13 protein-coding genes are annotated in these 12,768 nt (G+C 69.7%); 6 read left to right on the top strand and 7 right to left on the bottom strand.

The window, feature by feature from the left end:
• Nucleotides 1–32 precede the first annotated feature (32 nt).
• Complete coding sequence (locus tag IEX37_RS10880) at nt 33–596, bottom strand: TetR/AcrR family transcriptional regulator (RefSeq protein ID WP_188756294.1); 564 nt, start codon at nt 594–596, stop codon at nt 33–35.
• Between the two features lie 63 nt (nt 597–659).
• Here IEX37_RS10880 and IEX37_RS10875 point away from each other — a divergent pair, with 63 nt between their 5' ends.
• Nucleotides 660–2,927 (top strand): GMC family oxidoreductase, encoded by a 2,268-nt coding sequence (locus IEX37_RS10875; RefSeq protein ID WP_188756293.1) that lies wholly within the window; start codon nt 660–662, stop codon nt 2,925–2,927.
• Here the strand turns inward: IEX37_RS10875 and IEX37_RS10870 are convergent.
• Nucleotides 2,845–3,723 carry an SDR family oxidoreductase gene (locus tag IEX37_RS10870; RefSeq protein WP_188756292.1) on the bottom strand — a complete coding sequence of 293 codons (879 nt, stop codon included), beginning with the start codon at nt 3,721–3,723 and terminating at the stop codon, nt 2,845–2,847. The two genes, IEX37_RS10875 and IEX37_RS10870, sit on opposite strands and share 83 nt — an antisense overlap.
• A gap of 49 nt (nt 3,724–3,772) precedes the next feature.
• On the opposite strand from IEX37_RS10870, the gene IEX37_RS10865 reads away from it, so the two are divergent.
• Together IEX37_RS10865 and IEX37_RS10860 are read left to right on the top strand one after the other, a co-directional pair.
• Complete coding sequence (locus IEX37_RS10865) at nt 3,773–4,342, top strand: TetR/AcrR family transcriptional regulator (protein ID WP_188756291.1); 570 nt, start codon at nt 3,773–3,775, stop codon at nt 4,340–4,342.
• A 33-nt stretch (nt 4,343–4,375) separates the two neighbouring features.
• Nucleotides 4,376–5,338 (top strand): GIY-YIG nuclease family protein, encoded by a 963-nt coding sequence (locus tag IEX37_RS10860; protein ID WP_188756290.1) that lies wholly within the window; start codon nt 4,376–4,378, stop codon nt 5,336–5,338.
• Nucleotides 5,339–5,417: 79 nt separating this feature from the next.
• On the opposite strand, the gene IEX37_RS10855 is transcribed toward IEX37_RS10860, so the two are convergent.
• On the bottom strand, nt 5,418–5,825 hold the full coding sequence (locus tag IEX37_RS10855) for a VOC family protein (RefSeq protein ID WP_188756289.1): 408 nt from the start codon (nt 5,823–5,825) through the stop codon (nt 5,418–5,420).
• 71 nt (nt 5,826–5,896) lie between these two features.
• Between IEX37_RS10855 and IEX37_RS10850 the strand changes: the two genes are divergently transcribed.
• Entirely contained in the window at nt 5,897–6,472 is a 576-nt protein-coding gene (locus tag IEX37_RS10850; RefSeq protein ID WP_188756288.1) for a TetR family C-terminal domain-containing protein, read from the top strand.
• Nucleotides 6,473–6,474: 2 nt separating this feature from the next.
• Here the strand turns inward: IEX37_RS10850 and IEX37_RS10845 are convergent, their stop codons facing one another.
• On the bottom strand, nt 6,475–7,005 hold the full coding sequence (locus IEX37_RS10845) for a putative glycolipid-binding domain-containing protein (protein ID WP_188756287.1): 531 nt from the start codon (nt 7,003–7,005) through the stop codon (nt 6,475–6,477).
• Between the two features lie 248 nt (nt 7,006–7,253).
• Between IEX37_RS10845 and IEX37_RS10840 the strand changes: the two genes are divergently transcribed.
• Complete coding sequence (locus IEX37_RS10840; RefSeq protein ID WP_188756344.1) at nt 7,254–8,249, top strand: TerC family protein; 996 nt, start codon at nt 7,254–7,256, stop codon at nt 8,247–8,249.
• Here IEX37_RS10840 and IEX37_RS10835 read toward each other — a convergent pair.
• Nucleotides 8,233–8,676 carry a hypothetical protein gene (locus tag IEX37_RS10835; RefSeq protein WP_188756286.1) on the bottom strand — a complete coding sequence of 148 codons (444 nt, stop codon included), beginning with the start codon at nt 8,674–8,676 and terminating at the stop codon, nt 8,233–8,235. The genes IEX37_RS10840 and IEX37_RS10835 overlap by 17 nt on opposite strands.
• Before the next feature lie 10 nt (nt 8,677–8,686).
• Nucleotides 8,687–9,064 (bottom strand): hypothetical protein, encoded by a 378-nt coding sequence (locus tag IEX37_RS10830; protein WP_229663218.1) that lies wholly within the window; start codon nt 9,062–9,064, stop codon nt 8,687–8,689.
• Nucleotides 9,065–9,393: 329 nt separating this feature from the next.
• Here IEX37_RS10830 and IEX37_RS10825 point away from each other — a divergent pair, with 329 nt between their 5' ends.
• Complete coding sequence (locus IEX37_RS10825) at nt 9,394–11,574, top strand: amidase family protein (protein ID WP_229663217.1); 2,181 nt, start codon at nt 9,394–9,396, stop codon at nt 11,572–11,574.
• Nucleotides 11,575–11,636: 62 nt separating this feature from the next.
• On the opposite strand, the gene IEX37_RS10820 is transcribed toward IEX37_RS10825, so the two are convergent.
• The gene (locus IEX37_RS10820; RefSeq protein WP_188756284.1) at nt 11,637–12,701 is read right to left on the bottom strand and encodes an ABC transporter ATP-binding protein; all 1,065 of its coding nucleotides are present in this window, start codon (nt 12,699–12,701) and stop codon (nt 11,637–11,639) included.
• Between the last annotated feature and the right edge of the window lie 67 nt (nt 12,702–12,768).

Below are 12,768 nucleotides of genomic sequence, written 5' to 3'. Positions count from 1 at the left end.
GGCATGCGTGGGCGCGCCCGGAGCGGGGGTCGCTAGTCGGGGTGGCGGATGCCCTGCGAGAGGATCTGCGCCCAGCGTGCGGGACTCTCGTCGATGCGCGCGGTGACGATCAGGTGGCAGAGCTGCCCGTAGGCCATGAATCGCTGCACGTCGTCATCGCTTCCTCCTGACCGGTCTCGGGCGAACTCGGTCACTCGCGCGAGTCCCGCGCGGAGCGCGGACCCGATCTCCTCGATCTCCGCCACCGATTGCGCATGGACCTGCAGCATGAGCAGGGTTCGGTCGCGGATGAGCGCGGCGTACGCGTCGCCCATCGCCTCCAGTACCGCGGCGGGCGAGGGGGAGGGGGCGGCGTCCGCTCCTTCGGACAGTGCGTCGAGGATGCGGTCGAAGCACGCCTCGAGTGCGGCGACGAAGAGGGCCTCCTTGCGCGGATAGAGCTTGAAGACGTAGGCGGGGGAGATCTTCGCCGCGCGGGCCACGTGAGCCACGGTGGTGCCGTGGTATCCGCCGCGCGCGAACTCGGAGAGTGCTGCCGCCGCGACCATCGGTCGGCGCGTGTCGGCTGTGGAAAGGATCGAGCTTCGCGTTGCCATGAGAGTGACTGTACACTCACCCGTAGTGAGTGGTCAATCACTCATTCGAAAGGGAGGTGCACCGTGGAGCACGTGCGCGTCGATGCGGTGGTCGTCGGAAGCGGATTCGGCGGCGCGGCCGCGGCGGCCCGCCTCGCGCAGGCGGGGCTGTCGGTGGTCGTGCTGGAACGAGGCCGTCGGTGGAAGCCGGGCGACTTTCCACGCGATGTCGGAAAGCTCGAGGACGACTGGCTCTGGGGCAAGGACCAGGGCCTCTACGACATCCGCTGGCTCGACCGGATGGCCAGCGTGCAGGCTGCGGGGTGGGGCGGCGGTTCTCTGGTGTATGCGAACGTGTTCGCCCGTCCGCCGAGGGAGGTCTTCGATTCCTGGCCCGACGGTTACGATCGCGATGCGCTCGACCCCTATTACGACGTGGCGGCGCACATGCTGCGCGTGCGTCCGGTCGGAACCGACCCGCTCACGGGCCAGGTCCCTGCCCGGACCGTTGCGATGGAGGGCGCGGCGTCCCGGCTCCATCGGCCAGCGGGGACGGTGCGCCCGCTTCTGGCCGTGACCTTCGCCGATCATCCGGGACCGCCGCGCGCGGGGGAGTGCACCTTCGTCGGCGAGTGCATGTTCGGGTGCAACGAAGGCGCGAAGAACAGCGTCGACCGCAACTACCTGAGCATCGCGGAAGAGCACGGAGCGGAGGCACGCACGCTCTGCGAAGTGGATCGCATCGCGCCGTCCGCACTCGGATACGAGGTGGGTTACCTGGATCGCGCCGCGGGGCGGCGTGGACTGGTGCAGGCCCGAGCGGTGTTCCTGGCCGCCGGTGCGGTGGGCACCACTGAGCTGCTGCTGCGCAATCGCGACGTGCTTCGGACGCTGCCTGACCTCTCGCCAGCGCTGGGGCGTGGGTTCTCGGGCAACGGCGACTTCCTCGCGTTTGTCTCCCGGCCGAGGAGCGAACTCAGCCCGCAGCGTGGCCCGACGATCACGACCACGACGATCGTCGACTGCCACATCGGCAAGGAGAAGGTCTGGTTCCAGGTGCAGGACGGGGCTTATCCGGCTCAGCTCAGCGAGCTCGTGCGCTCCCTCAACCCGCTGCGTCGTCCGGCCAGGGCGAGGAATCCGCGCGCTCGGCGCCGGCCCGAGGGCTCCCGCAGCCGAGGCACGATGGCGCTGCTGATGATGGGCCGGGACACCGCCGATGGTGTGCTCACTCTCGACCACAACGGCGAGGCCCGCGTCGCCTGGCGAAACCGGCCCAACGCCCCCCTGTACCGAGCCGAGATGCGCGCCGCCAGACAAGCGGCCCGTCAGCTCGGCGGGCGCGTGAGGTTCCTGCCGTCGTGGGTGTTCCTGCGCACCGGCGTGACCGTGCACAATCTCGGCGGCGCGCCGATGGGCGACGATCCGTGTTCCAGCGTCATCGACCGTTCGGGCCAGGTGCACGGGTATCCCCGGCTGTACGTCGTCGATGGCGCCGGCATCCCCGCGTCCACCGGAGTGAACCCCTCGGCGACGATCACCGCGGTCGCCGAGCGTCGCGTCGAGGCCGCCATCCGCGAGCTGACGGGGGATGAGACGTGGCGTGCCCCCGAGCGAGCGCACGCGGCTCGAGCCGCCGTGCCGGAGGACGAGGCCATGCTCGCCGTGCAGCAGTGGCGGCACGTCCACCGGCACTCGTACGACCCCTCGCCGCGGCCAGTGGTCTTCCGCGAGGTGCTGTCGGGCGAGGTCGAGTTGGTCGAGTCGGGCTCGACGAGCGCGAGAGCCCTGCGCCTGCGCCTCGCGGTCGAGCTGCCCGACAGCGGCGTGCCGGTCGGCGAGCCGGCTCCGGTCGCGTCCGTGACCGGTGTCCTCGATCTCGGCGATGCCCGTGCCGAGGTGCGCGGCGATCTCACGCTGTTCCCTCGCGCGCGCGGCGACGGCCTGTACATGCGCTACGACCTGAGCTACACGGACGGCCGGCGCTGCCATGGCCGCATCACGGGCACGAAAGCCGCTACGAGAGGCCGCCGCTCATTGCTCCGAGACCTGACGACGCTGAGCGTGTCGATCGAACACTCGGAGGGCGGGGCGTCCGCCACCGGAACGGGCGCCGTCCGGATCTCGCTCCCGGGCGTCGTCGCGCTCGCCTGCTCGGTGCGCGGCGGCGGGCGCGACCACCTGGCGGCCGCCATGGCCGTCGCCCGGTTCGGCAGCTACTTCGTGCTGACCGCCCTGCGTCGAGCGAGGTCCTTCGAAGACCGCGGTCCTAAGCGGCAGCGGTCGCGGTGTCCTTGCTCTGGCTGCGCAGGGTCTGCGCGATCATGCGGTCGAGCACACGGTCCGGCGTGAACCGGACGAGTCGGGACAGGAACGCGGCCTCGCGGCCGATCGTGTAGCGCGTCCGCGGTCGCGGCGTCGTGATCGCGGACGCCACGGTGCGGGCGGCCTTGTCGGCAGTCAGCCCCGTGTGGTCGAGGGCGGCGGCGTAGCCGAGGAACGCGCGCATCGTGCCGCTGTAGGCCTCGCGCTGCTGCGGAGTCATCCGCTCGAGCTGCGCTTTGGCGGCGGCGGTACCGCGTGCGCCCATCTCCGTGCGCATACCACCCGGCTCAACAATCACGACCTGCACTCCGTGAGGGGCGACCTCCTGTCGCAGGGCGTCGCTGATCGCCTCGAGGGCGAACTTGCTGCCGGAGTAGGCACCGAACGCGGGCATCGCGACTTTGCCGCCGATCGAGCTGATGTTCACCACTCGCCCCCTGTCGCGACGCAGCGCGGGCAGTAGCGCCTGCGTGAGCGCGACGGCGCCGAAGACGTTCACGTCGAACACGGCTCGCCAGTCGTCCAGCGGCAGCGTCTCCACCGGCGCATTGGCGGCCATGCCCGCGTTGTTGACGATCGCGTGCAGCCGCTTCCCGGAGGAGTCGACGCGCGCCGCGAGGCGAGCGATGTCCTCGCCGCGGTTGATGTCGAGGATGACGGGCTCGATCCGAGCCTGGTCGAGCCGCTCGCCGTCCTGTTCGCGCCGCACCCCAGCGAGGACGTGGAAGCCCCGTGCCGCCAGCGCTCGGCTGGTGGCCGCACCGAGTCCGGTGGAGGCGCCGCTGACAACGACGAGGTCTGCTTTTTCATGTGACAATGTCATATGGGCAGAGTACGGAGTTCATATGACGTTGTCAACTATGATTGTCGTTATGGCGACGAGAGCCGAGACTGCCGCTGCCACGAAGCGCGCGCTACTGGAGGCCGCCGGAGCCCTGCTGGACCAGGGAGGGCCGGATGCCGTCACCCTTCGGGCGGTCGGCGGTGCGGCCGGGGTCTCGCGCGGCGCGCCCTATGGTCATTTCCCCACGAAAAACGACCTCCTCACTGCGCTGGCGGCGGAGCAATGGACCCGCACCGCGGAGCGACTGGCGGTGCTTCGGGCTGACCAGAGCCACACCGCGAAGGAGCGCTTGGCGCAGGCCCTGGCGAGCTGGCTGCAACTCGCCCGTAGCCGCCCGCACCTGTACGCGCTGATGTTCGCGCCGCCGTCCCGGAACCCGGAGGTGCTGATCGCGGCAGCGGGGGAGGCGCAGGACGAGTTCCTGGTTCTCGTCTCGGACGCCACGCAGGTCGAGGACCCGCGCCAGGGCGCCGCGCTCTTGCTCGCCACCGCCCACGGCATCGCGGCCCTGGAGCGGGCGGGGCAGCTCGGCACCCCCAAGTGGGGCATGACGGGCGACGAGCTCCTCAGTGTCGCGGTCGACCAGCTCGCGGCCTGATCGCGTCTCTGCAGGCCTGATAAGGTCGCGCGCGTGGGTGCTTCCTCCCTCGCTTTCACCAGGCACGTCCTCGGCGAAGTCGGATCCGCCGCGGTGTTCTTCGCAGGCCGGGCTCCTCTCGAGATGGTGGGGATATACATTCTCGAGTTCGCGAACGGGGAACGGTATGTCGGCAAGACGACCAACATCGTCCGGCGCCTGGCTGCCCATCGTCGATTACACGGCGACGTTCGCGCCTTCGCCTTCGCCGCGGCGCCTGCGGACGAGCTGGATTCGCTCGAACGGGCGGTGATCGCAGAGCAAGAGAGGTTCGTCAGCCTACGCAACATCGCCCTGACGGAGCTTCCCGGCGGCAACGAGCCCCTCGAGGTCGTGATCCAGGAGGTTGAGCAGGTCATCCTGCCCTGGGAGCGCGGCCAGCGGAGGACGGCGCTCGACCAGGCGTCGAGTGCGCGTCGTCGCCACTGGGGGCTGGTAAGGCGTCCTGACTACGATGCGCTCCTCGACGTCCTCGCGAGGTATGTGCACGAAACGGTCCCGGATCCGATCGCCACGGCGCAGCATCTGTGGAACGTCACTGCGCTTCCATCGACGGGTCGCAGCCGCGAAGCACGGCGGCTCGCGACCCTGAACTGTGGAGGACTTGAGACGCTGTACCTGATCGAGTGGCGGGAGGGCGGGCAGCGCGGCGTACAGGTGCAGCTGAACATCAAGGACGATGCAGCGCTGGGGTCCATCGGCGACGAGCTTCTCGAAGACGGCACCCTGATCGACGCGCATGATCCCGCGTACCGCCAGGCCTCCGGCGTCGTCTCGCTATGCGCACCGGGTCTCGCGGAGGCAACGCGGCTGCTGAAGAGCGAGCCGATCCTCGACGCGGCGTACCGACTGAACGTCGAACTCATGCGCCGCGGCACGAGCATCTTCCGCAGGCATCACAATGCAGGGTTTGCGGAGGCGATCCTGAATCGGATCGGGCGGCTATTGAGCCGGTGAGGTCGCCAGACTTCATCCCGAGGAACACACGTCTCGGTGTGGCCGCACCGCCAGTAAGCCCCCTGAGCGAGGCTGCCACTCACCCCTGGGTATAGGCGTCGGCGTACTCCGCGCTCGGGGGGATGGGCTGGATGACGTCCAGGAGGACGTCGTCGGGGGCGAGGACGATGAAGTGCCGCTGGCCGAAGTCCTCGTCGCGCAGCGTGAGGACGGGCTCGAGGCCCGCCTCGCCGGTGAGCCGGTCGTGCACGGCGTCGACGTCGTCCACTTCGAGGTTGAGGATCACCCCCTTCGGAAGAGCGCGGTGGCCCGGCGGGATGGTCTCGTGCTGGTGGGAGAGGATCGCCAGTTCGAACGCGCCGAGGCGCATGCTGACGTACCAGTCGGACTCGTAGGTGACCTCGAACCCGAGGGTCTCGCGGTAGAACGAGGCTGCGGCGGCGACGTCCTGCGAGGTGATGACGGGATAGAAGCTGGTGACGGACATCGTGTTCCCCTTTACGTACACTGGGTATGTAAGAGCAGGATACATACACAACGCACGTAAAGGAAGAGGTCATGCCACGTGCTTCCGCCGCTGCTGCTGCGCTGACTGCCCAGCAGGTGCTCGATGCCGCGACCGCGCTCTTCGCCGCCGAGGGATTCGCCGCGGTGTCCCTCGACGATGTCGCCCGGGCGGCGGGGGTGACCCGAGGCGCGGTCTATCACCACTACCGCAGCAAGCCGGGGCTGTTCCGCGCGGTCGCCGCGAGGCTTCAAGAACAGGTCGCCGCGGCGGTGGTCGCCGCCGCCGAGGGGGAGGAGCAGCCTGCCGAGCGGCTCCGAGCGGGCTTCCACGCGTTCCTCGACGCGATCACGGCCGCCCCCGTCGTGCGGATCCTGCTGATCGATGCCCCCTCGGTGATCGGATGGGACGAGTGGCGGCGCCTGGACGCGGAGAACTCCGCGGTCCACCTCCGCGAGGCGCTCCAGGACGCCGGCGCGACCGAGGGGCTGCTGGACCCACTGACGGCTCAGCTGTCCGGGGCCATGAACGAGGCCGCACTGTGGATCGCGCAGCACGAGGCGCCCGAATCCGCGCGGCCGCAGGCACACGCCGCGCTCGACCGACTCATCGCCGCCGCGATCGCCTGACCTCAGCCGGGCGGATCCTCCCGTTCGAAGAGCCCCGGATAGTCGATGACCAGACCGTCGTCATCCACGGTGATCGTTCTCTCGAAGTCGGAGTCGCGGGACTGGTAGAGGTAGGCCCGCTCGCCCACGCGCGTGTACCGCTGCGGATCGGCGCTCACGGCGAGATCGGGCAGGGTGACATACGCGGTGACGATGTCCGCGCTCTCGCCGAGGGCGAGACCGAGGCGGCGGATCGGCAGAGTGTTGCTCAGGGGCGACACGGAGATGTCGACATCGACCGCCTCCTCGAGGTCGGCACGTGGCTCGCCGTCCACGGCCCACCCGCGATCGGATCGAGTCACCTCCAGGACCTGGCTGTCGACCCGGGCGGTCAGAGCGCGGAACACCCATCCCGTCGTGGCGCGCAGCTCGTACTCGCACTCCTGGTCCGCTCCGTGGATGACGCTGCGAACGTGCACGCCCCCGTCGTCTTCGATGACGACGCAGCGTTCCGTGCTCGGGGCAGCGAGACCCCGCCACCGGACTACTTCCATGCGATCTCTCCCGGAGGGGCTGCCCGCCCCCGCGCCCAGTGTCCCAAAGCGCGTCGGTGAGACGGAACACGCCCAGCTTCCTTACAGACACCGAGCGCGCAAGCTTCTAGACTTCCGATGTCTAAGGGGAGTACTCCGGTACGGTCGGCTCGTCATTACGGATGCATCGCATCCCGGGTCACCGGTCCTCATATGAGGATGGAGAAGACCTTGGTGCCGCTCAACCATGCGCCATGTCTGGAGACTCCTTGAACATCACTCCGCTCGTCTGGATCATCACGATCGCGGTCACGATCGCGTTCTTCGTCTACGAGTTCTTCGCTCACATCCGCAAGCCGCATGAGCCGACGATCGGCGAGTCGGCGCGCTGGTCGGCGTTCTACATCAGCCTCGCGCTGCTCTTCGGCGTCGGGGTGGGCGTGGTGTCCGGATGGACGTACGGCGGGGAGTATTTCGCCGGTTACCTCACCGAGAAGGCGTTGTCGATCGACAACCTGTTCGTCTTCCTGATCGTGATGACCGGCTTCGCAGTGCCGAAGATCTACCAGCAGAAGGTGCTGATGATCGGCATCGTGATCGCGCTCATCCTGCGCGGCATCTTCATCGCCGTGGGCGCGGCGCTGATCGAGAACTTCTCGTGGATCTTCTACGTGTTCGGAGCGCTGCTGCTCGTGCTCGCGTACCGACAGGCGTTCAGCGGGCACGACAGCAATCCCGCGGACGGCAGGTTCATGCGGTTCGTGCGCCGGAAGCTGCCCGTGACGGACGAGTACCACGAGGACAAGTTCACCGTCCTCAAGGACGGCAAGCGCTTCGTCACCCCCATGCTCTTGGTGATCATCGCGATCGGCTTCGTCGACCTCGTCTTCGCGGTCGACTCGATCCCGGCCATCTACGGCCTCACGGAAGAGGCGTACATCGTGTTCACGGCGAACGCCTTCGCGCTCATGGGCCTGCGCCAGCTGTACTTCCTCATCGGCGGCCTTCTCGAGCGGCTGGTGTACCTCTCGCAGGGGCTGGCGGTCATCCTCGCCTTCATCGGCGTCAAGCTCGTGCTGCACGCCATGCACGTCAACGAGCTGCCGTTCATCAACGACGGGGAGCCGATGCTGTGGGCGCCGGAGATCCCCATCTGGTTCTCCCTGCTGTTCATCGCGGCCACGATCGCCGTCGCGACGATCGCGAGCCTCATGCGCACGCGAGGGGATCGCCGCCGCGCTTCGCTCCCTACAGACGAACGGTGACCACCGCCACGCCGGGGCCTCCGCAGCGGTCGCTGCCTCCCACCTGAGCCCACTCCGCGGTGACGGGCGTGTCGGTCAGCACGGCGCCGTCGCCGTCCTCGACCCGTACGGAGAACTGCTCGGGGCTGCTCATCCCGGTCGTGAAGAGCCACGACTCTCCCGCGCCCGTGTCGGGCCCGGGTGTGACCGATTCCAGTTGCGGCGGGGGCGTGCTGGCCGGCGCGTCACTCGGCACGCAGCCGTCCTCGACGCACAGCCGCACGGCCGCGACATCGGACACGTCGCCCTCCAGCACGACCGTGAGCTCGTTCACCCAGCCGACCGTGGTGCAGGCGGCGAACGGCGGCGCGCACGCGGTGACACCGAGCACGACCGCCCCGAGGGTCGCCAGGGCCGCGCCCCGGTGCGCGCGTCGCGTCGTGTCCACGGCGCGGTCCTCAGCCACCTGCCGCGACGATCCGCGCGACCACGACGGTGATCGGGATGTCGGGTCTGTCGAGATCGGTGCCGATGTCCTGTGCGATCTGCTCGAGCGTCCGCCCGTGCGGGAGCTCCCAGACCCCGAATTGCAGTCCGGATCCGTCGTTCAGGGGGCCGCCGAAAGTGAGGCGGATGCCGGGGACCGCGTCCCTCGCGAGTGCGTCCTGTGCAAGCGCCTCGAGCTCGCCCAGCGGAAACGCCGGCGCAGCGACGGGGATCTCGACCTGCGCGCTCCCCGTTCCGCTCGTGACCGGATCCGCGGGCAGAGCCGGCAGAAGCGTGGCTTGCGCCCGGAACGGAGCAACGCCACTGGCGGATGTCGCGGTGGCGACCATTCCCGCAGCGGTCAAGCCGGCGACACCGGCGCCTGTGAGTACGACCACAGCGACCGACCGCGCATGACGGGAAACGCGCCGAGGCGCCGTCCGGTCCGGGGTCGACGCGCTCACGCGGTCATTGTGCCGGAAGTCCGCCTCTCGCGCGAGGGTTGGTTGCCAGCGGGCGGAGGAGTGAATTGCCGCACGGGGCCGGGGAAGGCGCAAGGAGGCCGCGTGTCTCACCTCGCGACATCTGCCCGAAACGCTCGGGATATGGAGGGGAAATCCCACACCGCTCGAATAGCGCCAGGCGCCGTGCCCGCGGCGCCGGTGAAGAAGGGAACCCCTTGTCCATCCAGACCCCCCGGCCCCTGTGGCGCCGCCGTGGCGCCGCCTGCTCCGCCGCGCTCCTGCTCGCAGGGGCGATCGCGGTGGCACCGTCGCTCGCCTCCGCGAGCCCCACGACGCCGCCCCTCACGATCGACCTTGCGACTGCCGGCGTGCCCGAGGTGCGCACCGCGCTCGAGAACGGCGAGCTGACCTCCGTGCAGCTCGTGCAGGCATACCTCGACCGCATCCGCGACCTCAGCATCGGCGGGCCGCACCTCAATGCGGTCCGCTCCATCAACCCCGACGTTTATGAGGAGGCCGCTCAGCTCGATGCCGAGCGCGCCGCCGGCACCGTGCGCGGGCCGCTGCACGGTGTACCCGTCCTCCTCAAGGACAACATCGACGCCGTGGGCATGCCGACGACCGCAGGTTCGATCGCGCTCGCCGACTCCTTCCCCGCCGAGGACGCCCCGCTCACGGCCCAGCTGCGCGAGGCCGGCGCCATCATCCTCGGCAAGGTCAACCTCTCGGAGTTCGCCAACTTCATCACGTCCGGCATGCCGTCGGGCTACAGCTCGCTCGGCGGCCAGGTGCTCAACCCGTATGACGCCAGCCAGACGCCCAGCGGCTCCAGTTCGGGCTCCGGCGCGGCAGCGGCCGCGGGGCTGGCGACGCTCACGGTCGGCACCGAGACGTCCGGCTCGATCCTCAGCCCCGCGCAGGCGAACTCCGTGGTCGGCGTCAAGCCCACGGTCGGCCTGTCCAGCCGCACCGGGATCATCCCCATCTCCAGCTCGCAGGACACCGCCGGACCCATGGTGAAGACCGTCTATGACGCCGCCGCTCTCTTGACCGCCATGACGGGCATCGACCCGGAGGATCCGGCAACGGCGGACAACCCGCTCGTCGACGTGGACTTCACGGAGGGACTGTCCGAGACGGCGCTCGAGGGGGCCCGCATCGGGTTCGTCTCCAGCAACAATGCGCTGTATCAGGCCGCACTCGGGGAACTGGAGGCGCAGGGAGCGACGCTCGTTCCCGTGTCCGTCGGCAACACGTCGGCGCCGAGCATCCTCGTCCAGGAGTTCAAGCGCGACATGAACGCGTATCTGTCGCGGCTGCCGGATGATGCGCCGATCAAGACGTTCGACGAGATCCGCCAGTTCAACATCGACCACCCGGAGGGCAGGAAGTTCGGGCAGGTCTATTTCGACCAGGGCGCACAGGTGGACCTGGACGACCCGGATCAGCTCGCGGCGTACGAGGCGAACCGTGACCGCGGCATCACCGAGACGCGCGCCGCGATCGACTCTGTGCTCGAGTCGCACGACCTCGACGCGATCGTGTCGAACTCCGGCACGACGGGCGTGGGGGCCCGCGCCGGCTACCCGTCCGTGAGCGTGCCGATCGGTTATGCCGCCAACAACCAGCGGCCCTCGTCCATGGTGTTCCTCGGCACCGCGTGGAGCGAGCCGGCCCTGCTCTCGCTCGCGTACGACTACGAGCAGGCGGCACAGGTATGGCGCTCCCCCGAGCAGATCAACCCGTCGCTGTTCCGCTGCGCCACGGTCGAGGACGCGTGGAGCGACGCAGCCTGCCTGACGATCCCCGTCCCCGGGTCGGGAACTCCGACGGATCCCGTGGACCCGGAGCCCAGCGACCCCGGCACGAGCGACCCCGAGCCCAGCGAGTCGCCGGAGCCCACCCAGCCGCCCGCGCCCAGCGAGCCCGGCCCCAGCGCGCCTCCCGCGCCCGGCCCGGGCACGCCGGTCGCGCCCTCGACCGGCGCGCTGACGGACGGCGCCCGCGGGGGCATCAGCGTCCCCGACATCGTGATCGCGGGCAGCGCGGTTCTCGTCGAGGTCGGCGAGCGGTACGCGGGCACGACCGTGAACGGTTGGCTCTACTCCACCCCGATCTCGCTCGGTGCCGCCACTGTGAACGCCGGTGGTGTGGTGAGCTTCGTGATTCCGGCCGACGTCGAGCCCGGCGCGCACCGGCTCGCCGTCACGGAGGCCGACGGCACGCTCATCGGCTGGGCGGCGATCGAGGTGCTCGCGCCGGGCACGCCCAACACGGCAGGCCTCGCCGCCACGGGCGGGGAGGTGCTCGTCGGCGTCGGCGTCGGCGCGGTCGCCCTGGGCGCCGGCGGCGCGCTCGCCCTGATGGCTCTGCGCAAGCGCCGCGTCACGGCCTGATCCGCCCGCGCGCGGGGTCGCGGTTTCCTCACGGACCGCGGCCCCGCGCGCATGGAGACTCGCTAGCTGGCGAGGAAGACCAGGTCCTGGCGGTCGACGTGGAAGGCCGTGCGCTCTCCGGCGGGCACGGTGACGGACGCCGGGACCCGCGCGACGATGTCCGTGTCGTGCTCGGTCCGCAGGTGCAGCACGGTCTCCTCGCCGATGTACACCTCGCGGGTGGGCACGGCCTCGAACGTCAGCGCCGCGGCCGGCCCGCCGGTGCCGAGCTGAACCTTCGAGCTGCGGAAGGCGACGCCGCTGTCCTTGTCGGCCGAGTCCGCGCCCGAGATCCGCAGCCCGCCGGCCTGGACGGTACCGCTCGCCGCGTCGACGCTGTCGACGTTGAGGATGTTCTCGTAGCCCATGAAGTCCGCGACGTACCGGGTCTGGGGAGCGTGGAAGATCTCGCGCGGCGTGCCGGCCTGCTCGATCCGTCCACCGTTCATGATCACGATCCGGTCCGAGATCGCGAACGCCTCCTCCTGATCGTGCGTCACGTAGATCGACGTGTGCCCGAACTCGTCGTGAAGGCGGCGCACCTCGTCGCGCATCTGCACGCGCAGCTTCGCGTCGAGGTTCGACAGCGGCTCGTCGTACAGCATGACCTCGCCCGCGGCGACCAGCCCGCGTGCCAGCGCGATGCGCTGCTGCTGCCCGCCGGAGAGCTCGTGCGGATAGCGGTTGGCGTACGCGCTCATGCCGACGGCGCTCAGCGCACGCTCCGCCGCGGCGCGCTGCTCGGTGCGGCTTCCCTGCTTGCGGCGCTTCAGCGGGAACTCCACGTTCGCGAGCGCCGACATGTGGGGCCAGATGGCGTAGCTCTGGAAGACCATGCCGACGCGTCGCTTGTGCGGCGGCACGAAGTCGGCGCGGCGGCTGTCGACGACGGTCTGCTTCCCGATGCTGATGCGTCCGGACGTCGGCGTCTCGAGCCCCGCCACGCAGCGGAGCGTCGTGGTCTTGCCGCACCCGCTCGGGCCGAGCAGCGTCACGAACTCGCCCTGCGTGATCTGCAGGTCGAGAGCGTGGAGCACTCTGGTGGAGTTGAAGGTCTTGTCGAGACCTTCGATGAGGATGTCGCCCACGCGAGTTCCTTTCCGATGGGAGGGCCGGGCGCTACAGTGCGCCGCCCTGCTGGTCGATCATGCTCTT

It is taken from the genome of Microbacterium album (assembly GCF_014643695.1).
In the GTDB taxonomy this organism is placed as follows: Bacteria; Actinomycetota; Actinomycetes; order Actinomycetales; family Microbacteriaceae; genus Microbacterium; species Microbacterium album.
Note: the sequence above shows the minus strand (reverse complement) of the source record. Positions and strands in the feature narration are given on the sequence as shown.

Coding starts and splice junctions, on each gene's coding strand:
- IEX37_RS10850 (WP_188756288.1), top strand. CDS start 5,897: ATGCCACGTGCTTCCGCCGCTGCTGCTGCGCTGACTGCCCAGCAGGTG.
- IEX37_RS10855 (WP_188756289.1), bottom strand. CDS start 5,825: ATGTCCGTCACCAGCTTCTATCCCGTCATCACCTCGCAGGACGTCGCC.
- IEX37_RS10830 (WP_229663218.1), bottom strand. CDS start 9,064: ATGGTCGCCACCGCGACATCCGCCAGTGGCGTTGCTCCGTTCCGGGCG.
- IEX37_RS10865 (WP_188756291.1), top strand. CDS start 3,773: ATGGCGACGAGAGCCGAGACTGCCGCTGCCACGAAGCGCGCGCTACTG.
- IEX37_RS10845 (WP_188756287.1), bottom strand. CDS start 7,005: ATGGAAGTAGTCCGGTGGCGGGGTCTCGCTGCCCCGAGCACGGAACGC.
- IEX37_RS10880 (WP_188756294.1), bottom strand. CDS start 596: ATGGCAACGCGAAGCTCGATCCTTTCCACAGCCGACACGCGCCGACCG.
- IEX37_RS10870 (WP_188756292.1), bottom strand. CDS start 3,723: ATGACATTGTCACATGAAAAAGCAGACCTCGTCGTTGTCAGCGGCGCC.